The following is a 20,042-nucleotide window of genomic DNA, read 5'->3' on the forward strand; positions in this document are numbered from 1 at the left end:
TGGTTTACATCGCGCCAATAACATAGCCAAATCTGTGCTGTTTTATTGGAAATAGCCGATCAATAAAGGATGTACGCTTGAATTTGCCCCAACACCTGCTGGCAGCACCGCAAACAGCCAGCACACCCGCCTCGGCCCTGCTGCTGGCGCAGCAACTGGCCAGTCAGTTTGCCGCTACCGCAGCAGAGCGCGACCATGCCGGCGGCACCCCCAAGGCCGAGCGCGATGCCATTCGCGCCAGCGGCCTGCTGGGCCTGTCCATTGCCCGCGAACTGGGCGGCATGGGTGCCAACTGGCAGGAGACCCTGCTGGTGGTGCGCGAGTTTGCCAAGGCCGATAGCTCGGTGGCCCATGTTTTTGCCTTTCACCACCTGATGCTGGCCACGGTGGAGCTGTTTGGCCGGCCGGAACAGTGGCGGCCCTGGCATGAAATCACCACCCGGCAAAACTGGTTCTGGGGTAATGCGCTCAATCCGCTGGACGAGCGCACCGTCAGCAAGCGCCTTGCCGGCTGGCACGAGTTTTCCGGCCAGAAAAGCTTTTGCTCCGGCGCGCTGGATTCACAAATGCTGGTGGTCTCTGCCCGTCGCCAGCCGGGCGGGCAGCTCGTGGTGGCGGCCATCCCCACCGGGCGCAGCGGTATCAGCGTGCAGCAGGACTGGAACAATATCGGCCAGCGCCAGACAGATAGCGGCAGCGTGCACTTTGAAAAGGTACGCATCGAAAACAATGAAATTCTCGACACACCCGGCCCGCTCACCACACCGCGCTCCTGCCTGCGGCCACTGCTGGCGCAGCTGATCCTCACCAATATCTATCTGGGCATTGCTGAAGGCGCTTTTGAAGAAGCCCGGCACTACACCCTGCACGAGGCCCGCCCCTGGCAGGCGGCACAGGTAGACCACACCCACGAAGACCCCTACATCCTGGGTCATTACGGCGAATTCTGGGTGGGGCTGGAAAGCGTGCGCGCCCTCACCGACCGTGCGGGCAGCCGGCTGGTGGACGCACTGGCCCGTGGCGAGGCGCTGAGCGAAAGCGAACGCGGCGAAGTGGCGATGAATATTGCGGCGGCCAAGGTGGCCGCCACCCGGATGGGGCTGAACCTGGCCTGTCAGATGTTCGAGGTAACCGGCGCGCGCGCCACCCATGCCGGACTGCGTCTGGACCGGCACTGGCGCAATCTGCGCACCCACACCTTGCACGATCCGGTTGATTACAAATTAAAGGAGTTAGGGGAATGGGCTTTGATTCGCAGCTATCCGACACCGACGTTTTATTCCTGAAACCCACATCGGCCCGGCGGGCCGAGCCAGCGGAAGGCCCGGCCATGCCCCTGATTACCCTGCCGAACCGGCAAAGCCTGACCACCTCCATCCGCGCCACGGCGCAGGTGTTTGAAGACCCGCAATCCACCGCCCTGCTGGCGCGCATTCAGCTGATCGCCCCCAGCGACGCCAATGTACTGATCATTGGCGAAACCGGCACCGGCAAGGAACTGATCGCCCGCCATGTGCATGCGCTGAGCCAGCGGGCAAATCAGCCCTTTGTCGCCGTCAATTGCGGCGCGTTTTCCGAATCGCTGGTGGAAAGTGAGCTGTTTGGCCATGAAAAAGGCGCATTTACCGGTGCCTTTGCCGCCAAGCCGGGCTGGTTCGAGGCCGCCAATGGCGGCACGGTGTTTCTGGATGAAATCGGCGACTTGCCGCTGAATATTCAGGTGAAGTTGCTGCGCATCCTGCAGGAGCGCGAGGTGGTGCGACTGGGCTCGCGCAAACCCATTCCCATCAATGTGCGGGTGATTGCCGCCACCAATGTGCGGCTGGAAGAAGCCGTCGCCGCCGGCCATTTCCGCGAGGATCTGTTCTACCGCCTGCGGGTGGCCCATCTGGCCCTGCCCACCCTGCGCGACCGCCCCGGCGACATCCTGCCGCTGGCCCGCCATTTTGTCGACGAATACCGCCAGCGCCTGGGCTATGGCGACATCAGCCTGCATGCCGAAGCCGAACGCAAGCTGCTGCAACACCCGTGGCCGGGCAATATCCGCGAACTGGAAAACGTCATCCACCATGCCTTGCTGATCTGCAAGCACAATGTGGTTCGCAGCGAAGACCTGCAGCTGTCCTCGCTGCAACTGAACCGGCGCAACGAACGCAGCAGCAGCCACCCACCACTGGGCGGCGGTGCGGGCAGCGACGATGCCCACCAGCAATTACAGCAGGCACTGCAAGCGCTGTTCGAGGCCAATGGCAGCAATCTGTATGAAGACATCGAAAGCAGCATCATCCGCGCCGCCTATAACTACTGCCATCGCAACCAGGTGCAGGCAGCCCGCCTGCTGGGCATCAGCCGCAACATCATCCGCGCCCGGCTGATCCGCCTGGGCGAAATCAGCGCGCTGCGCTAGGTCGCGGCGGTGAGTGGCAAACAGTGTGCTGACGAGCCTGAGTGAAACCGCCCTGCCCGTCCAATCCCCCGGGTGGCTGGCCTGGCTGGTTCGGGCTGCTGCCATGTAAGTCAGCCTGGCAGACTCACCCTTGGCATCCCTTCACGACAGGGTGATCAGGCTGGATTCGATGACCGAGCCGGGCATCATCTGCGCAATCCCCTGCGCCAGCTCGGCACCGGCCTGCTGCAATGCCTCCAGCGGCATGGCCGGCAGGCTTTCCAGAATGAACCACATATGCTGATCGGCAGCACTCAGCCGGGTTCTCACCCCTTGCCGCCAGTTCCAGCGGCGACAGGTCACCCCTTGCTCGTCGCGCCATACCACTTCGCCGCGCTCGGGCGACTCCGTTGCCGGCTGGCCTTCTTTCATGGTGTCGAACAGCTCGCTGCCGTCAGCCAGCACCAGCCTGGGCTGGCCCATATAAGCCGCCAGGTTTTCGCCCCCCACGGGAATGGCATAACGCAGGCTGATGGCGTTATACAGATCCACCACCGGGTCAATGGCCGGCAGGCTGCCATCCCGCAGCACCCGTTTGCGCAGGGCCTCGGCCGAACACGGCGTACGCTGTGGCTTGGCACCAAAGGCGCGGAACACATCGGCCCAGGCCTGCAAGTGCGCATCGGCCCAGGCCGCGCCGCCAGCCTGAACAAACAGGCAGGCCTCGCGCAGCTGCTGCGCGCCAAACTCTGGTGCAGCCAGCGCGGCGGCTTCCACGCGGATGCTGACGGCCCGAAAACCGGGGGCTATCGTGGCGATCTCCGGACTGATTGACGGCAAAAAGGCTGACATTGCGGTATCCTTTGGTGACTGATTCATTTCATATTACCGACCAATGTCCAAAACAGTCAACATAATGACCGACCCCGGTGCCGATGCCGAATCCATCAGCGCGGCACTGGCCAGCCGCCTGAAGCAACATCGCAAACAACAGAAACTGTCGCTGGATGAGCTATCGCGCCGCGCTGGCGTCAGCAAGGGCATGCTGGTGGAAATCGAAAAAGGCAGTGCCAACCCCAGTATTGCCATCTTGTGCAAGCTGGCGGCAGCGCTGGGCATTTCCGTGGCCGATATTGTAAATGTGGCCAGCGCACCAGCCATTCACATCATCGAGCAAGCCGATATCCCGCTGCTGTGGCGCGGGCCAGGTGGCGGTTCGGCCCGGCTGCTGGCCGGCAGCAGCGGCCCGGACATGGTGGAACTGTGGCGCTGGGAAATGCATCCGGGAGAGGTATTCACCTCGCCAGGGCATTCGCAGGGGACTTTCGAGCTGTTTCATGTCGAACAGGGCGAATTGCAGCTGTGCGTGGGGGATGTGGTCCATACCCTGCGCGCCGGCACAGCGGCGGTAGCGCGTACCGATGCACCACACCATTACGCCAATCAAAGTGATGAGCTGCTGGTATTCACCATGACCGTGGCCGAACTCAGCCCCTGGCGGGTCATCAAGTAAGCCTGGCCGCTGCGCCGCTGATCAAGCGTGACTGCAGCACGCCAGCCAAGCCGCCATGAATGTATCGGGTCTGCGCGGGACGGTCAGCCTGCTGCAAGGCCTGCAGCATGGGCCTGCGCCAACTCTTTGCTGCTCAGTACAAAATCAGTACCGTCGGCCAGCCGCTCCACCGCCAGGTCGATGAATCTGCGCACGCGGGCGGGCTGCGCGGCACGGCTGCCGTAATAGACAAACAGGCTGTAGTGATCGGCCATGTGTTCCAGCAGAATGGGTAGCAGCCGGCCATTGCGGATCAACGCCGCTGCGGTAGGGGCCGCCAGCTGGCCGATCACCTCGCCGGCCAGCACGGCACGCAACTCCATGGCCTCATCATTGGTACAGAATGCCGGGTTGATCGGCTGATCCTGCATGCTGTCACCCACGCGCACCCGCCACGGCACTACGCGGCCATCGCTGGCACGGCGAAAGGCGCTGCAGCGATGCGAGCTAAGCTCGTACAGACTTTGCGGAATACCGTGCTTGCGCAGATAGCTGGGCGCGGCACAGATAATCAGCTGCATGGGAATCAGCCGCCGGGCCACCACGCCTTCCTGTGGTGAGTTGCCCAGCCGGAAGCCAACATCGATGCGGTCTTCCACCCAGTTGCCAATGCGGTCATCCAGTTGTACATCCAGCTGCACTTCCGGGTAGAGCCGGCAGTATTCGTCCATGACCGGGCCAATCACCGATTGCAGTACCGTGCGCGGGCCGACGATGCGCAAGGGCCCGGCCAGATCGTCCTTGGTCTGCCGCACCGCCGACAGCGCCTGCTGAAAGCCGATCAGCGACGGATGCACCGCCTCCAGAAAACGTTGCCCCTCCTCCGTCAATGACATGCTGCGGGTTGTGCGGTGAAACAACCTCACCCCCAGGTGTTGCTCCAGCTGCCCTAGCGCCTTGCTGGCCGCTTGTGGCGATATCTGCTGGGCAGCGGCAGCCTTGCTGAGGCTGCCAAACTCGGCAGTGCGCACGAAAGTGGTGATGGAGCGCAGCTCGTTCATGGACATGGTTCAATCCTGCCGGTGAATTAACATTAAAAAGTTGTAGATTATTCAAATAATCATGCGCTAGTTTAATGTTTTCCAGGAAATTAAAGTGACGTCCATCAAGACCACCGGCCGCAACGGCTGCGGAGAATACGCATGGACAACTTTACTTTCTTCAATCCCACCAAGATCGACTTCGGCACAGGCAAGGAACAACTGATCGGCCAGCATCTGGCGGAACATGGTATCAACAAGGTGCTGCTGTGCTTTGGTAGCGAGCGCATCAAGCGCGATGGCCTGTTCCAGACCGTAAGTAAAAGCCTGGCCGAGCACGGCATCGAATTCGTCGAATTTGGCGGCATTGTCAGCAACCCGCTGCTGTCGAAAGTGCGCGATGGCATCGCCCTGGCGCGTGGCCATCAGGTGGGTGCGGTATTGAGCGTCGGCGGCGGCTCGGTGCTGGACAGCAGCAAGGCAATTGCCGCCGGCGTGGCTTACTCCGGCGAGGTATGGGATCTGTTCATCGGCAAGGCCACGATCAATGCGGCATTGCCGGTGTTTTCCATCCTCACCCTGGCAGCCACCGGCAGCGAGATGAATAGTGGTGCCGTGGTGACCAATGAGGACAGCAAGGAAAAGTTTGCCATCCAGTCGGTGCATACCTTCCCGCGGGTATCCATCGTCAACCCGGCCCTGATGCAGACCGTGTCACGCGATTACCTGGTCTACTCGGCCGCCGACATCATTGCGCACTGCATCGAAGGCTATTTCACCGCCACGGTACAGCCCACGCTGCACTCGCGCATGGTGGAAGCCATCGTCAACACCGTGATCGACACCACCGAAACCCTACTGGACAACCCGGCCGATTACCCAGCACGCGCCGAGTTTGCCTGGGCCGCCACCCAGGCGCTCAATGGCCTGCTCTACGCCGGCACCGCCGGTTTCAACTACCCGAACCACATGATCGAGCACGCACTGTCGGCACTGTTCAACGTGCCACACGGTGCAGGACTGTCGGTGATCATGCCGGCCTGGATGAAGTGGTATCACGGCCGCAACCCGGCGCAGTTCCAGCGCTTCGCCAAGCAGGTATTCGGCGTTGATACTGCGCAGCAAGGCATTGCCGCCCTGGAAGCCTGGTTCGACAAGATCGGCACCCCAACGCGCTTGTCGCAACTGGGCATCACCGAAGCCGATGTGCCAGCCATTACCGACGTGGTGTTGGGCAACGCCCAATGGTTCGGCATCGCCGATATCTATACCCGCGAAGTGGTGGTCGAAATACTGAAGCTGGCACGATGAGAAAACCAATGCTGCTGCATGTCGAGTTGAGCCATACCACCATAGGGCAAAGCCCGGGAGTGAACCAAGCATGACCCCTGCTTCTCGCCCGCCGGATCGCGGCATGGTGCTGACCATCATCATGGTCAGCTACCTGATGCTGGTGATCGACATCTCCATCGTGCTCACCGGTCTGCCACGCATCCAGGCGGCCCTTGGTTTCACCCCGGCCGGCCTGTCCTGGATACAGAATGCCTATACCCTGACCTTTGGCGGCTTTCTGCTGCTGGGGGCACGCGCCGGCGACATCCTTGGCCGGCGGCGCATGTTCATCACCGGCCTGGCCATCTTCACCCTCGCTTCACTGGCCATTGGCGCAGCAAGTACACCGGCCTGGATGATCAGCTTTCGTGCGGTGCAGGGCCTCGGTGCTGCCGTGCTGGCACCTTCGACCCTGGCGCTGATTTCCACCCATTTCGAGGAGGGCCACGCACGCACCCGGGCGCTCTCGCTGTACGCAGCTGCCGCGGGCATTGGTGCCACGGTGGGGCTGGTACTGGGCGGGCTGCTGGCCGATCTCATCTCCTGGCGCGCCGGCTTCTTCATCAACCTGCCAATTGGTGCGGCACTGATCGCCGGCAGCGTGCGCCATATCCACGAAACGCCGCGGCAGACCGGGCGCTTCGACATGGCCGGTGCGCTGACCTCCACCCTGGGCATGTGCGCGCTGGTATTCGGCATCGTCGAGGCGGCGGAATCCGGCTGGGCCTCGCCGCTGACCTGGGCCAGCATCGCCATTGGGTTACCGCTGCTTGGGGCATTTTTGTGGATTGAGTCACACGCACAACAAGCGCTACTGCCGCTGGCACTGCTGCGCAATCCGCAACGTAATGCCGCCTATGTCGCACGGCTGCTTTTCCTGTGCGGCATGGTGGGCTTCTGGTTCTTTACCGCGCAATACCTGCAAGGCGTGCTGGGCTTCTCACCCATGCTGGCCGGGCTTGCCTTCGTGCCGGTCACCCTGCCCCAGCTGGCGACCTCGCTATCTGTTCCTGCGGTGGTACGGCGCTTTGGCCACCGTCGCGTGTTGCTGACCGGCCTCGCGCTGTGTGTTACCGGGGTGCTGTGGCAGGGGCTGGCGGCTACGCAAGCGTCTTACCTGAGCGGCGTGCTGGTGCCGATGTTGCTGGTCGGTTTTGGGCAGGGCTGGGTGCTGGCACCGCTGACGGTGGCGGGAGTGGCCGGGGTGGAGCAACACCACGCGGGCGCGGCGTCCGGGGTGCTGAACGTAGCCCACCAGATTGGCGCAACCCTGGGGCTGGCCATTCTGGTTGTGGTGTATTCCGCCGGCCATGCCGCCGTGTACGACGCTGCCGGCATGGCATTGCACACCGGCCACGTCCTGTATACGGCTGCGCTGTTCCTGTGCGTGGCCTTGCTGGTATCGCTGCGCTACATCCGCTTCGACTTCGACGCTGCGCGCCCGGACACGGCGTACAAGGCCGCGGCGCAAACAGCCTGAACATACAGAAAATCCGCAAATAACATCAGAAAAGGAATGGCAATATGCAGACAACCACACTGAACAACGGCATCCAGATGCCCTTGCAGGGCTTTGGGGTGTTCCAGATGAGCGATCTGGCCGAGTGCGAGGCCTGCGTGGCCGCCGCACTGCGCACCGGTTACCGCCTTATCGACACCGCAGCCTCCTATGGCAATGAGACCGCTGTTGGCCGCGCCCTCGCCGCCAGCGCCATCCCGCGCGAGCAACTGTTCATCACCAGCAAGCTGTGGCTGCACGACAGCGGCTACGAACAGACCTTGCAGGCCTTCGAGCGCTCATTGGCGCGACTGCAGCTGGATTACCTCGACCTCTATCTGATCCACCAGCCCTATGGCGATGTGCACGGCTCGTGGCGCGCAATGGAAGAGCTGTACCGCGCCGGCCGTATCCGCGCCATTGGCGTCAGTAACTTCCACCCGGACCGGGTGATGGATCTGGTCATGCGCAACAAGATTGTTCCGGCGGTAAACCAGCTGGAAACCCACCCTTTCTTCCAGCAAACCGCCAGCGCAGCCTTCCTGCAGCAACTGGGCATACAGCTTGAATCCTGGGGGCCATTCGCCGAGGGTCGCAACAACTTGTTTGGCCATGCGCTGCTGCAAGCCATCGCCAGCCGTCATGAGCGCACGGTAGCCCAGGTGGTATTGCGCTGGCTGCTACAGCGCGGCGTGGTGGCCATTCCCAAATCAGTGCGGCCAGAGCGCATGGCGGAAAACTTCGCCATCACCGATTTCGCCTTGACTGCCGACGACATGGCCAGCATCGCTACGCTCGATACCGCCAGCAGTGCATTTTTCGACCATAGAGACCCGGCCATGGTGAAGTGGCTGTACGAAGCACATCGCCCCACCTGATACCGACATCCAGAAAGAACATCACATGACAGAGCCAACACTTCCCAGCACCGACGCCGTCACGGTAAGCCGCGCCGGCACGCAAGATTCCTACCGCGGCCCGGCGGAGTGGTTCACCGGCTGCGTGCGCGTCGACCCCTTGTTTGCCGTGCGCCACCCCGCAGCCGGCTCCGGCGCGCTGGTCACGTTTGAAGCGGCTGCGCGTACCGACTGGCACACCCACCCGCTGGGGCAGACGCTAATTGTCACCGCGGGCTGCGGCCGCGTGCAGCAGTGGGGTGGGCCAGTACAGGAAATCCGCCCCGGCGACGTGGTGAGCATTCCGGCGAACACCAAACACTGGCACGGCGCCGCCCCCACCACCGCCATGAGTCATATCGCCATTCAGGAACAGCAACAAGGTAGTGTGGCGAACTGGCTGGAAAAAGTGAGTGACGCGCAATACGCCAGCTAAATGGCAGACACGCCCAAGGCCAGGCTTGCATTCAATGCACGACCCTGGCCTTGAAGGCGATAGACGCGAGGCACTCTTTGGGAGTATATGGCGCATGATAATACTTGTATGTCATGATTGGCCATTTCACTGAACAAGCCATCATGAAACGCGCTGTCCTATTTCTGCTTGCCATCCTCGCCTGCCAAACCCTGTATGCCAAAGCCCCGCCTCCCGGCGGCTATCAGCCAGACGATACCCAGCTGATCGAGCACGGCAGCTACACCAACAAGGATGGCAACACCGTACACCGCCCGGCCCACAGCAAATCCGGCCAGGCTCCACAGGGTGCCACCGCCAAATGCCGCGATGGCAGCTATAGCTTCAGCCAGCATCACCGTGGCACCTGCTCCCGCCACGGCGGGGTGAGTGAGTGGCTGAGGTAGCCTGCTTGGGGTGAACGACTGCCAGCAATGGCCGTGCTCATGGCGCTTCGATACCAGCCAGAGGCTGATCCGAATGGAAGCCTGCAGCGGACCGTGTGCTTGCCTGGTCAGGATCAGGCGGGTTTGCATGGGCTGCACAGCAAACCCGGTTCCGGTATAGTAAAGCCCATCTTATTCACCTGCCCGCTTGCCCGGCCCCAATAAAAGCAATTTGGAGCGGCAAAGGGGGTAGCAAATAGCTGGCAAGTCAATATGTTCCAGCAAATTCAAGGGTTTACGAAATCATGCTGCTGATGATCGACAACTACGACTCTTTTACCTACAACCTGGTGCAGTATTTCGGCGAGCTGCAACAAGAGGTAAAGGTGTTTCGCAATGATGAAATCACCCTGGAAGAAATCGAAGCCTTGCAGCCGCAGTATCTGGTGATTTCCCCCGGCCCCTGCACGCCGAACGAGGCCGGGATTTCGGTAGCGGCCATCAAGCACTTTGCCGGCAAGCTGCCCATCATGGGGGTGTGCCTGGGCCATCAGGGTATCGGCCAGGCCTTTGGCGGCAATATCATTCACGCCAAGCAACTGATGCATGGCAAGGTGTCGCCGGTGCACCATCACAATATCGGCATGTTCCGTGACCTGCCCAATCCGGTGAGCTGCACCCGTTATCACTCGCTGGTGATCGAGCGCGAAACACTGCCGGATTGCCTGGAAATCACCGCCTGGACCGACGACGGCGAAATCATGGGTGTGCGCCACAAAACCCTGCCCATCGAGGGCGTGCAGTTCCATCCCGAGTCCATCCTGACCGAGCATGGCCACCGCATGCTGGACAACTTCCTCAAGGAATTCGCCTGAGCGAATGACTGACGGCCCCGCCTGTCACGGTCGGGGCCTGCTTTGCCGTGCTGCCACGACAGCCCCGCCCGAGATTCAAGGACCTTCATCATGCTGACCCCCCAGGCCGCCCTCAACCGACTGATTGACGGCAACGAACTGTTTTTTGACGAAATGCTGGATCTGATGCGCCAGATCATGCGCGGCGAACTGACTCCGGCCCAGACGGCTGCCATTTTGATTGGTCTGCGCACCAAGGTGGAAAGCGTGTCGGAAATCGCTGCGGCCGCCACGGTGATGCGCGAGTTTGCCACGCCAGTGCCGGTACAGCTGCGCGAGCACCTGATCGATACCTGCGGCACCGGTGGCGACAAGAGCCACACCTTTAATATCTCCACCACATCGGCCTTTGTCGTGGCGGCCGCCGGTGCGCGCGTAGCCAAGCATGGCGGGCGTTCGGTGTCGTCCAGCTCGGGGAGCGCCGACGTGCTGGAACTGCTGGGTGTCAATCTGGCGCTCAGCCCCGAACAAGTGGCCCGCTGCATCGATGAGATCGGCGTCGGCTTCATGTTCGCCCCCAATCACCACAGTGCGATGAAGCATGTTGCCCCCATCCGCAAGGAACTGGGCGCGCGCACCATCTTCAATATCCTGGGACCGCTGACCAACCCGGCCAATGCCGATCACCAGATCATGGGCGTGTTCCACCCCGACCTGGTCGGCATCCAGTCGCGGGTGCTGAAGCAGCTGGGCAGCAAGCATGTGATGATCGTGCACGGTCTGGACGGGCTGGATGAAATCACCCTCAGCGACCGCACCATGGTGGCCGAACTGAAAGACGGCCAGATCGAGGAATACATCCTGGACCCGCGCGAACTGGGTTTCAGCTTCTTCGAACTCAAGGACATCCAGGCCACCAGCGCCACCGCTTCACGCGACATCCTGCTGTCGGTACTGGACAACCAGCCTGGCCCGGCGCGGGACATCGTCCTGCTCAATGCCGGCGCAGCGATTTATACTGCCGACATTTGCGCCACGCTGCCGGAAGGCATTGCGCTGGCGCGTGAAGTACTGGCCAGCGGCCAGGCGCGCGCCAAGCTGCAGCAACTGATAGCGCTGAGCCAGTCACTGGCTGCGTAACCCCGTTTTTGCACGTCCGGCCACCCGCTGTGGCCGGACGGTTTTACCACTGATTCCTGCTTCTCGAGATATTGCCTACCATCATGCGCACACCATCCCAAGACATTTTCAAGGCTTACGATATTCGCGGCATTGTCGGCAAGACGCTGACAGTGGAAGCCGCCCAGCAAATAGGCCATGCCATCGGCTCGGAAGCCGTGGCACGCAAGGTCAAGGCCATCGTCATTGGCCGTGATGGCCGCCTGTCTGGCCCCGATCTGAGCGATGCACTGGCCAATGGCATCCGTGCCGCCGGGGTGGATGTCATCGATGTCGGCCGTGTGGCCACGCCCATGCTGTATTTTGCAGCTTACGAACTGGGCACGCTGTCTGGCGTCATGGTGACCGGCAGCCACAACCCACCGGACTACAACGGTTTCAAGATGATGCTGGCCGGCGACACCCTGGCCGGCGAAGACATCCAGGCGCTGTATCAACGCATCAAGAGCGGCAAGCTGGCTACAGGTGCCGGCAACTACAGCACCCATAACATTACCGAGGCCTACCTGACGCGCATCACCAGTGATATCAAGCTGGAACGCAATATGAACATCGTGGTGGATTGCGGCAATGGCATCGCCGGTGACTTTGCCCCCGTGCTGTTCCGTCGCCTGGGCTGCCGCGTGCGCGAGCTGTTCTGCACCGTGGATGGCACCTTCCCCAATCACCACCCGGACCCGGCCAAACCGGAAAACCTGCAGGACGTGATCGAAGCGCTGGCCAAGACCGATTCCGAGCTGGGCCTGGCTTTTGATGGTGACGGCGACCGCCTGGGCGTGGTCACCAAGGAAGGCAATATCATCTGGCCAGACCGCCAGCTGATGCTGTTTGCTGCCGACGTGCTGGAGCGCAACCCCAAGGCCAAGGTGATTTACGACGTCAAATCCACCCGTCTGCTCAAACCGTGGATTCTGGAAAACGGTGGCGAGCCGGTGATGGCCCGTACCGGTCACAGTTTCATCAAGGCCAAGATCAAGGAAACCGGCGCGCTGCTCGCCGGCGAAATGAGCGGCCATGTGTTCTTCAAGGAGCGCTGGTATGGCTTTGACGACGGCATGTATGCCGGCGTGCGCCTGCTGGAAGTATTGTCGCGGGTAGAAGACCCCAGCGCCGTGCTCAATGCCCTGCCCAATGCCATTTCCACACCGGAACTCAACCTGAAAATGCAGGCCGAGGGCGAAAACCACGCCCTGATCGCCAAGTTGCAACAGACTGCCAGCTTTGACGGTGCCGAGGAAATCAACACCCTGGACGGCCTGCGCGTGGAGTATGCCGACGGTTTCGGCCTGGCGCGCGCCTCCAACACCACCCCGGTTATCGTGCTGCGTTTCGAAGCGGATAATGCCGAAGCACTGGAACGCATCAAGGCCGACTTCCGCCGCGTACTGGCCACCGCAACGGATGCCAAACTGCCGTTCTGAACGGAAATAGTGCAGTAGCGGCCGCTTGCCCTATAATGGCGGCCGAACCAGACCACAGGGGACATGGCAGGCCATGTCCCCTGTCATTATTGACAAGGGATGGCCCATCGCGGCCCCCTGTCCCGAAAGGATGAGCATGTACGCCCAGGCTGCCAGCAGCTTTACCACCGTGCGCGATCTGCTGCGTTTTGCGGTGTCGCGTTTCAATCAGGCCGGCCTGACCTATGGCCACGGCACCGACAACGCCCACGATGAAGCCGCCTACCTGATTCTGACTATGCTGAAGCTGCCAATCGACCGGCTGGAACCCTATCTGGACGCACGCCTGCTACCCACTGAAGTCAAGGACATCATCGACCTGATCGAACGCCGGGCCGAAGAAAAAGTGCCGGTGGCCTACCTCACGCACGAAGCCTGGCAGGGCGAGTTCAGCTTCTATGTGGACGAACGCGTGCTGGTGCCGCGCTCCTTCATCTACGAGCTGCTGGGCGAGCCGCTGCAGCCGTGGATCGAACATCCGGAACTGGTGCACCGCGCACTGGACTTGTGTACCGGCTCGGGCTGCCTGGCCATCCAGCTGGCGCATCACTACCCGGATGCCGAAATCGACGCCGTCGACATTTCGCTGGATGCGCTGGAAGTGGCGGCCATCAATGTGCAGAACTACGGCCTGGAAGAGCAGATCCAGCTGATCCACAGCGATCTGTGCGAAGGGCTGGAAGAACCCTACGACCTGATCATCGCCAACCCGCCCTATGTGGATGCCGAATCGGTGGACGCGCTGCCGCAGGAATACCTGCACGAGCCGGAAATCGCGCTGGGCTCCGGCGAAGACGGCCTGGATGCCACCCGCGAAATCCTGCACCGCGCACCGGATCTGCTGACTGAGCAAGGCGTGCTGCTGGTGGAAATCGGCCACAACCGCGAGATGCTGGAAGAATGCTTCCCCAACCTGCCCTTCATGTGGATGGAAACCGCCAGCGGTGATGGCTTTGTCTTCTTGCTGACCCGCGAAGACCTGGTCAACGGCCTGGCACTGGATGAGGCTGCCGAATAAGGCAGCGCCCGCTCCAATAGCAAAAGCCGGACAATTGTCCGGCTTTTTTCATATATACCCACCGACCTGCTAGTGGCTGAAACCGTAGTTCCACAGCAGCAGGCTGCTGGTAAACAGCATGATCAGGCCAATGGCGCAGTCAAGCACGCGCCAGCTGCTTTCCTTCTGGAAAAAAGGCGCCAGCTTGCCAGCAAAAAAACCGATACCGGCAAACCACAGCACCGACGCCGTGATGCTGCCCAGAATGAAAGAAGGCGCAGCCAGGCTACCGTATACCGATGCCACGCTGCCGATCAGTATCACGGTATCCAGCCAGACATAGGGATTGAGCAGCGTCACCAGCAAGATGGTACGAATGGCGCGTTTGCGGTCACGCTCCACCGACCCTTCCAGCTTGAGCGCGCCGGGGTGAGCGGCTGCGCGGAAGGACTTGAAACCCAGCCACAACAGAAAAGCCGCACCCAACCAGGCCACGGTCTGCACGAAACCGGGAATGGCACCGATGATCTTGCCCATGCCCAGCACACCACAGCTGATCAGCAGCACATCCGCCACAATGCAGATCAGCACGATGGGCAGGATATGGCTGCGACCAATCCCCTGCCGGATGATGAAGGCGTTTTGCGGGCCGATACCCACGATCTGGCTGGTGGACAGCCCCAGCGCAGCCAGATAGACATTCAAGTTGAACATGATTTTCTCGCCATACAAGCGGCAGCGCTGCCAGGTGGCAAAGCGAGCCATGAATAGGCGCGTAGCTTAAAGTCAATTTGAATAGAAGTTAAGCTAATAATTTTTATACACGATAAGAAATTCTGATTTTAGTCCTCGCCCTGGCAGGCGCGATATTCCAGCAAGCCCGGCAACTGGCTCTTGAAGAAATCAATCAACACCCGCACCGCCGGTGACAAACCACGGCGCGTCGGATACAGCATCACCAGCCGCCCATCTTTGGGCCGCCACTGTGGCAGCAGCAACTGCAAGCGCCCATCGGCCAACTCTTCCGCGCAGCTATACAGCGGCAGCCCGGCTACCCCCAGTCCAGCCAGTACCGCCTGCTTCAGCGTTTGTACATTGTCGCTGCGCAGTAGCACATTCACGCGCACATCCTGGTAGCTGCCAGATTCGTGACGCAACAGCAAGACATCAGTGCCACCATCCAGCGGGCCAAACTGCAGGCTGCCACACCCCTCCAGCTGTTGCGGCCATAGAACATCCCCCGCTTGCGCCAGCCAGGCCGGCGTGGCCAGCAGACCCCACTGCGCCGTACACAGGCTGACTTGCACCAGGCTGGAAGATGCCTGTTCGAAACCGACACCGCGCACCACCACATCCACCCCCTCTTCCAGCAAGTCCACCTGGCGGTTGCTGGCCTGCACCGACAATTTCACCTTGGGATAGCGCTGCATGAAGTCGGGCAGCAAGCGCGACAACACGGCATCGGCAATGGCAATCGGCACGCTCAGCCGCACCTGGCCACTGGGCTCCTGCTGGCGCTGGCGCACGGCAGCCTCACCCGCCTGCGCCTCGGCCAGCATGGCCAGGCAGTGGGCATACAGTGCCTCGCCAGCATCGGTCAGCCGCAGACTGCGCGAGTTACGCTGCAGCAGGCGTGTTTCCAGCCGCTCCTCCAGCAGGCTGACCCGGCGCGAAATACGCGACTTGGGCAGGCCCAGGGTACGGGCGGCTGCGCTGAAGCCCTGGCGCTGTACTACCTGGGAGAACAGAAACAGATCATTCAAATCAAGCGCGAGCGGAATCATGGGTATTTCCTTGCAGACAGTCTGCAGATTATCGTTCCACCAGCGGAACGATAAATACGATTTTTCCTATATTTTAATCCTGAGTGCTTTGTCCATAATACCTCCACGCAATCAAGCCTTTCGTACAGTCCCTACCCAAACCAGGCAACGGGGGCATGGCCAGATTGCTTCAACCACAACGCAAAGGACCAAGCCATGAAAATCCGTCAACTGCTCACCGCCACCCTGGTCGGCCTCGCCACCCTGTCCGCTGCCAGCGTCTCCCTGCCGGCCGCCGCTGCCACTACGGCAGCGGCTCAGCAAAACGCCAACCTCAGCATGCTGTCGCGTGACAATGCCGTATTGCTGCTGGTTGACCATCAGGTCGGCCTGATCAGCGGTGTGCGTGATACCACGGTTGGCGATCTGAAGCACAACGTCGTGGCACTGGCCAAGGCCGCGCGCACCCTGGGCGTACCGGTTATCGTGACTGCCACCATGCCGGACGGCATGTGGGGTCCGACCATGCCGGAACTGACCGCAGCCCTGCCGGGTGTACAAGTCATCAGCCGTACCGTGATCAATGCCTGGGAAGACCCGAAAGTCCGCGCTGCCATTGAAAAAACCGGCCGCAAGCAAATCATCGTCGCCGGCGTGTCGCTGGAAATCTGTGCCAGTTTCCCGGCACTGTCGGCCAAGGCCGCTGGCTATGACACCCGTGTCGTACTGGATGCTTCCGGTACCTTCAATGAAGCCAAGCGCACTGCCGGCCTGCAACGCCTGCTGGGTGCCGGCATCCCGGTCACCGACTATGCCACGGTAGCGGTGGAAATGCTGCGTAGCAACGTCGACCCCAAGGCGCATGATGTCTACGGCGATCTGGACATGCCGTTTGCCACCCTGGTATGGCAGATGCAAAGCGGCTTCACCAAGAAGTAAGCCGCAGCAGTGAGCACAGCCAGCGCCCACATGGCGGCGCTGGCTGCAAACAGCCTTCCATCAAGCCAGACAGAGCAGATTCATCATGAAACAAGCAGACAAGGTGGCCGTGATCACCGGCGGTTCGCGTGGTATTGGCGCAGCCATTGCCCGCAAGCTGGCCAGCCAGGGCGCGCAGGTGGTGATTGTTTATCGCAGCAATCAGCAGCAGGCCGAGCATGTCGTTGCCGACATCATCAGCCAGGGTGGCAAGGCGGCAGCCTATGCAGCCGATGTCAGCCAGGAAGCGGCCGTGCGCGATGTGCTATCCGCCATTGCCACACGCTTTGGCCGCATCGACATCCTGATCAACAATGCCGGCGTGTTCGAAGGTCGCAGTCTGGCCGACGTCGATGCCGAGCATATTGCCCGTGTTTTCGACGGCAATATGGGCAGCATGCTGCTGATGACCCGTCATGCCCTGCCGTTTTTCCCGGAGCAAGGCGGACGCATAGTCAACCTGTCCAGCAACCTGATTTACTCACCGCGCATCGGCACGGCCATTTACTCGGCCAGCAAGGCGGCCGTCTCGGTACTGACCCACGCCTATGCACTGGAACTGGGGCCGCGTGGCATTACCGTCAATGCAGTGGCACCGGCGATGACCGAAACCGACATGACCGCAGCCACACCGCTGGCCCGCCGCGAAGCCGTGGCCAATGGCACACCGTTGGGCCGGGTGGCGCAACCGCAAGACATCGCCGACGTGGTGGCATTCCTGGCCAGTGAAGACGCGCGCTGGATAACCGGCCGCACCCTGCTGACCGATGGCGGCCTGACCGATGCCCTGTAATGCAGCAGCTGACATGCATGTATTGACGGTTGAACTCACCATCAAACCGGAATGTGTGGCGGATTTCCTGCTAGAACTACAGCAGTTCAGCCGTTTCATTCTGCAGCAAGAGGCAGACTGCCTGCGCTTCGAGATCTTCCAGGATGACGACGACCCCTGCCGCATCCTGCTGCTGGAAGGCTGGAGCAGCCGCCGTCATCTGGAAGAGGTGCAGTTGCAGCGCGCTTACTACCAGCCCTATTTCGCCAAGGTGCACACCATGTTTGCGGCAGAACGGCAGCTGCGGCACTGGCAGCCCCTACCACTTTAGCGTGGCTAACAAAAATGCGTGTTCCCGTGGCCAAAACCGCAGCACGCTTTTAGTTAGCCGCTCTCAACAACGCTGCGGCCGCTTGGCCCGGCGGCAATCAGGATACCCGCAAGATGACGCAATTGAAGATTTCCGCACCGGTCCACGGCCAGCCGCTCACCATCGGCAGTGGCTTCCAGGCCCAGCATTTTGGCGAACAGATGTTCCACGGGCTGATCGACCCGGTGGTGATGGTGGATCACTTCCACATGACCGCCACTACCTTCGAACCCCACCCCCACGCCGGCATTTCCGCCGTCACCTATATGTTCGAAGACGCAGCCAGCCCGCATGTCAATTATGACTCCATGGGCAATCAGGGGCCTATCGTACCGGGAGCCCTGCACTGGCTGGCCGCAGGACGCGGCGCCGTGCATACCGAACAGCCGGAAGGCATCAACCCGCACGTGCATGCATTGCAGATTTTCGTCAATCTGCCGGCCAGCAAGAAAATGCAGGCGCCATTTGCCGTGCATGCCGAGCCGACAGACATCCCGGAATACCACGCCCCCGGCATGCGGGTACGCGTTGCCGCCGGCAGCAGCAACGGCATCCATGCCGCCCACACGGCAGCGCTGCCGGAAGCCTTTACCTTGCTGGATGGTTTTGTTGATCCCGGCCAGCGCTTCGCCCATGTGCTGGAGCCGGGCTGGAATGCCATGCTCTACGCCATCAGCGGTCCCTTACAGCTACAGGCAGCAGGACAAACGGCTGACATCCCCGCGGGGAGCGCAGTTGGCATTGGCCTGGATGCCACGGCAGCGCAAGGGGCCGAACTACAGCTATACGCTGCCGAGGGCTGCCATTTTGTCTTGCTGTCCGGCCCGGCGCTGAAGGAGCCACTGGTCAAGCACGGGCCCTTCGTGATGAATAGCGCCGAGGAAATCAACGACCGTATCCACGCTTACCAGCGCGGCGAATTCGGCCAGTTGAGCGACGACTGGCTGCACAACAGCCGGCAGCCCGCATGACGACGCCGGCCCAGCCTGCAACAGCACCGGCCACCCACTGGCCGGCCTTGCTGATTGCCATTTTCGCCGGGGCTGCCGGGGCCTTCTGTCTGGGCAAGGTGCCGGCGGTACTTGGCCTGCTGCGGCATGAGCTGGGGCTGAATCTGGTGCAAGGCGGCTGGATCGCCTCGGCTTTCAATAGCCTCGCCATTGTGCTCAGCCTGTTCATGGGCTTGCTGCTGGCACGCTGGAATGCCCTGCAAGCCGGCGTCATCGGCCTGCTGCTGTTGCTGCTGGGCGGCGGACTGGCCCTGCCGGCAGGCGGGCTGGACATGATGCTGGTATCGCGGGTGATCGAAGGCATCGGCTTCTTGCTGGTATCGGTGGCCATGCCCAGCATGATCGTCAGCCTGGCCAGCGAGCGGGACAAGCGGCTGGCACTCAGCCTGTGGGCGGTGAATCTGCCGCTGGGGGCGGCCATCGGCATGCTGCCGACACCCGCGCTGGCACAAGTTGGCGGCTGGCGACTAGCCTGGCTGGCCGGCATGGCGCTGCAATTGCTGGCTTTGCTATTGCTGCTGGCGTGCAAACCGGCCTTCCGCCAGCGCAGCTTGCACAGCGCCACCCATACAGATGCGCAGGCAGCGCCATTCGCCGTGCTGCGCCAGCCCGCTGTGTGGCGTTATGGCCTCGCTTTCATGCTGTATACCCTGATGCTATGGGCAGTGTTTGTGTGGTTGCCCTCGATGTTGCATGGCCGGCCAGAGCTGAGCGCCAGTCGCATCGCCCTGCTGTCGGCGCTGGCCGTGGTGGCGAATATCCCCGGCAACCTCGCCGGAGCCTGGCTGCTGCGTCGTGGCATGGGGCGCGATACGCTGATTTGCGCGGCACTGGGGCTGATGGGGCTGAGCGGCCTGCTTGCCTTCTGGCCCGGCCTGTCGCCGGATAGGGCTTATCTGCTTTGTCTGGCGCTCTCCTTCTGTGGTGGCGCGGTACCGCCGGCGGCCTTGTCTTCTGCCCACGGGCTAAGCCGTGGACCAGTGCAGCTGGCCATTCTGCAAGGCTACTTCGTGCAACTGGCCAATCTCGGCCAGTTACTCGGCCCCTTGCTGCTGGCAGCCATGGTAGCCGGCTCCACCGACTGGAGCGTGGCGCGCTGGCTGTTTCTGGCGGGTGCCCTGCTCGCCGCCATGCTGTTTGCCATGCGGCCACGCAGCCATTAGCATGGCTTTCTT

The 20,042-nt window shown here is 61.6% G+C and carries 21 protein-coding genes; 17 read left to right on the forward strand and 4 right to left on the reverse strand.

All coding sequences use genetic code 11. The annotated features are described in order from the left end of the window. The first annotated feature begins 77 nt into the window (after positions 1-77). Together FAZ30_RS15785 and FAZ30_RS15790 are read left to right on the forward strand one after the other, a co-directional pair. A complete protein-coding gene (locus FAZ30_RS15785; protein ID WP_137009816.1) occupies positions 78-1,286 on the forward strand; it encodes an acyl-CoA dehydrogenase family protein in 1,209 nt (402 codons plus the stop codon). Further along, positions 1,241-2,407 carry a sigma-54 interaction domain-containing protein gene (locus FAZ30_RS15790; RefSeq protein ID WP_281279207.1) on the forward strand — a complete coding sequence of 389 codons (1,167 nt, stop codon included), beginning with the start codon at positions 1,241-1,243 and terminating at the stop codon, positions 2,405-2,407. Before FAZ30_RS15785 ends, FAZ30_RS15790 begins: the two co-directional genes overlap by 46 nt. Positions 2,408-2,548: 141 nt before the next feature. Here FAZ30_RS15790 and FAZ30_RS15795 read toward each other — a convergent pair whose 3' ends face one another. Further along, positions 2,549-3,238, reverse strand: a complete 690-nt coding sequence (locus tag FAZ30_RS15795) for a B3/B4 domain-containing protein (RefSeq protein WP_137009817.1) — start codon at positions 3,236-3,238, stop codon at positions 2,549-2,551. 64 nt (positions 3,239-3,302) lie between these two features. Here FAZ30_RS15795 and FAZ30_RS15800 point away from each other — a divergent pair, with 64 nt between their 5' ends. Beyond that, entirely contained in the window at positions 3,303-3,899 is a 597-nt protein-coding gene (locus FAZ30_RS15800) for a helix-turn-helix domain-containing protein (RefSeq protein ID WP_246043369.1), read from the forward strand. Between the two features lie 83 nt (positions 3,900-3,982). Here FAZ30_RS15800 and FAZ30_RS15805 read toward each other — a convergent pair whose 3' ends face one another. After that, complete coding sequence (locus FAZ30_RS15805; RefSeq protein ID WP_199730935.1) at positions 3,983-4,945, reverse strand: LysR family transcriptional regulator; 963 nt, start codon at positions 4,943-4,945, stop codon at positions 3,983-3,985. A gap of 135 nt (positions 4,946-5,080) precedes the next feature. Here FAZ30_RS15805 and FAZ30_RS15810 point away from each other — a divergent pair, with 135 nt between their 5' ends. From FAZ30_RS15810 to prmB, 9 genes are all read left to right on the forward strand, one after another. Further along, positions 5,081-6,229 (forward strand): iron-containing alcohol dehydrogenase, encoded by a 1,149-nt coding sequence (locus tag FAZ30_RS15810; RefSeq protein WP_205676606.1) that lies wholly within the window; start codon positions 5,081-5,083, stop codon positions 6,227-6,229. Positions 6,230-6,299: 70 nt separating this feature from the next. Next, entirely contained in the window at positions 6,300-7,730 is a 1,431-nt protein-coding gene (locus tag FAZ30_RS15815) for an MFS transporter (protein ID WP_124640904.1), read from the forward strand. A gap of 44 nt (positions 7,731-7,774) precedes the next feature. Further along, positions 7,775-8,626 (forward strand): aldo/keto reductase, encoded by an 852-nt coding sequence (locus tag FAZ30_RS15820; RefSeq protein ID WP_124640902.1) that lies wholly within the window; start codon positions 7,775-7,777, stop codon positions 8,624-8,626. A 25-nt stretch (positions 8,627-8,651) separates the two neighbouring features. After that, positions 8,652-9,080, forward strand: coding sequence for a (R)-mandelonitrile lyase (locus tag FAZ30_RS15825; protein ID WP_124640900.1), 429 nt, complete (start codon positions 8,652-8,654; stop codon positions 9,078-9,080). A gap of 143 nt (positions 9,081-9,223) precedes the next feature. Then, the gene (locus FAZ30_RS15830) at positions 9,224-9,505 is read left to right on the forward strand and encodes a DUF3761 domain-containing protein (protein ID WP_137009820.1); all 282 of its coding nucleotides are present in this window, start codon (positions 9,224-9,226) and stop codon (positions 9,503-9,505) included. Positions 9,506-9,789: 284 nt separating this feature from the next. Then, entirely contained in the window at positions 9,790-10,359 is a 570-nt protein-coding gene (locus tag FAZ30_RS15835) for an aminodeoxychorismate/anthranilate synthase component II (RefSeq protein WP_124640896.1), read from the forward strand. Positions 10,360-10,449: 90 nt separating this feature from the next. After that, positions 10,450-11,478 (forward strand): anthranilate phosphoribosyltransferase, encoded by a 1,029-nt coding sequence (gene trpD, locus FAZ30_RS15840; protein ID WP_137009821.1) that lies wholly within the window; start codon positions 10,450-10,452, stop codon positions 11,476-11,478. An 83-nt stretch (positions 11,479-11,561) separates the two neighbouring features. Further along, entirely contained in the window at positions 11,562-12,938 is a 1,377-nt protein-coding gene (locus tag FAZ30_RS15845) for a phosphomannomutase/phosphoglucomutase (protein ID WP_124640892.1), read from the forward strand. Between the two features lie 136 nt (positions 12,939-13,074). Next, positions 13,075-13,995 (forward strand): 50S ribosomal protein L3 N(5)-glutamine methyltransferase, encoded by a 921-nt coding sequence (prmB, locus tag FAZ30_RS15850; protein ID WP_137009822.1) that lies wholly within the window; start codon positions 13,075-13,077, stop codon positions 13,993-13,995. A gap of 69 nt (positions 13,996-14,064) precedes the next feature. Here the strand turns inward: prmB and FAZ30_RS15855 are convergent, their stop codons facing one another. Together FAZ30_RS15855 and FAZ30_RS15860 are read right to left on the reverse strand one after the other, a co-directional pair. Continuing rightward, positions 14,065-14,739 carry a LysE/ArgO family amino acid transporter gene (locus tag FAZ30_RS15855; RefSeq protein WP_246043370.1) on the reverse strand — a complete coding sequence of 225 codons (675 nt, stop codon included), beginning with the start codon at positions 14,737-14,739 and terminating at the stop codon, positions 14,065-14,067. A 77-nt stretch (positions 14,740-14,816) separates the two neighbouring features. Next, positions 14,817-15,758, reverse strand: coding sequence for a LysR substrate-binding domain-containing protein (locus FAZ30_RS15860; protein WP_124640885.1), 942 nt, complete (start codon positions 15,756-15,758; stop codon positions 14,817-14,819). 195 nt (positions 15,759-15,953) lie between these two features. On the opposite strand from FAZ30_RS15860, the gene FAZ30_RS15865 reads away from it, so the two are divergent. The 5 genes from FAZ30_RS15865 to FAZ30_RS15885 all read left to right on the forward strand — a co-directional run bounded on the left by FAZ30_RS15865 (position 15,954) and on the right by FAZ30_RS15885 (position 20,030). Beyond that, complete coding sequence (locus FAZ30_RS15865) at positions 15,954-16,676, forward strand: isochorismatase family protein (RefSeq protein ID WP_124640883.1); 723 nt, start codon at positions 15,954-15,956, stop codon at positions 16,674-16,676. 85 nt (positions 16,677-16,761) lie between these two features. Then, complete coding sequence (locus tag FAZ30_RS15870; protein ID WP_124640881.1) at positions 16,762-17,508, forward strand: SDR family NAD(P)-dependent oxidoreductase; 747 nt, start codon at positions 16,762-16,764, stop codon at positions 17,506-17,508. A gap of 13 nt (positions 17,509-17,521) precedes the next feature. Further along, complete coding sequence (locus FAZ30_RS15875; RefSeq protein ID WP_158613523.1) at positions 17,522-17,818, forward strand: putative quinol monooxygenase; 297 nt, start codon at positions 17,522-17,524, stop codon at positions 17,816-17,818. A 113-nt stretch (positions 17,819-17,931) separates the two neighbouring features. Beyond that, positions 17,932-18,828: a pirin family protein gene (locus FAZ30_RS15880; protein ID WP_124640868.1), complete on the forward strand. Its 897-nt coding sequence runs from the start codon at positions 17,932-17,934 to the stop codon at positions 18,826-18,828. Then, positions 18,825-20,030 (forward strand): MFS transporter, encoded by a 1,206-nt coding sequence (locus FAZ30_RS15885; RefSeq protein WP_137009823.1) that lies wholly within the window; start codon positions 18,825-18,827, stop codon positions 20,028-20,030. Before FAZ30_RS15880 ends, FAZ30_RS15885 begins: the two co-directional genes overlap by 4 nt. The last annotated feature ends 12 nt before the right edge of the window (positions 20,031-20,042 follow it).

The sequence above is a fragment of the Aquitalea aquatilis genome, from assembly GCF_005155025.1.
Classification (GTDB): Bacteria; Pseudomonadota; Gammaproteobacteria; order Burkholderiales; family Chromobacteriaceae; genus Aquitalea; species Aquitalea aquatilis.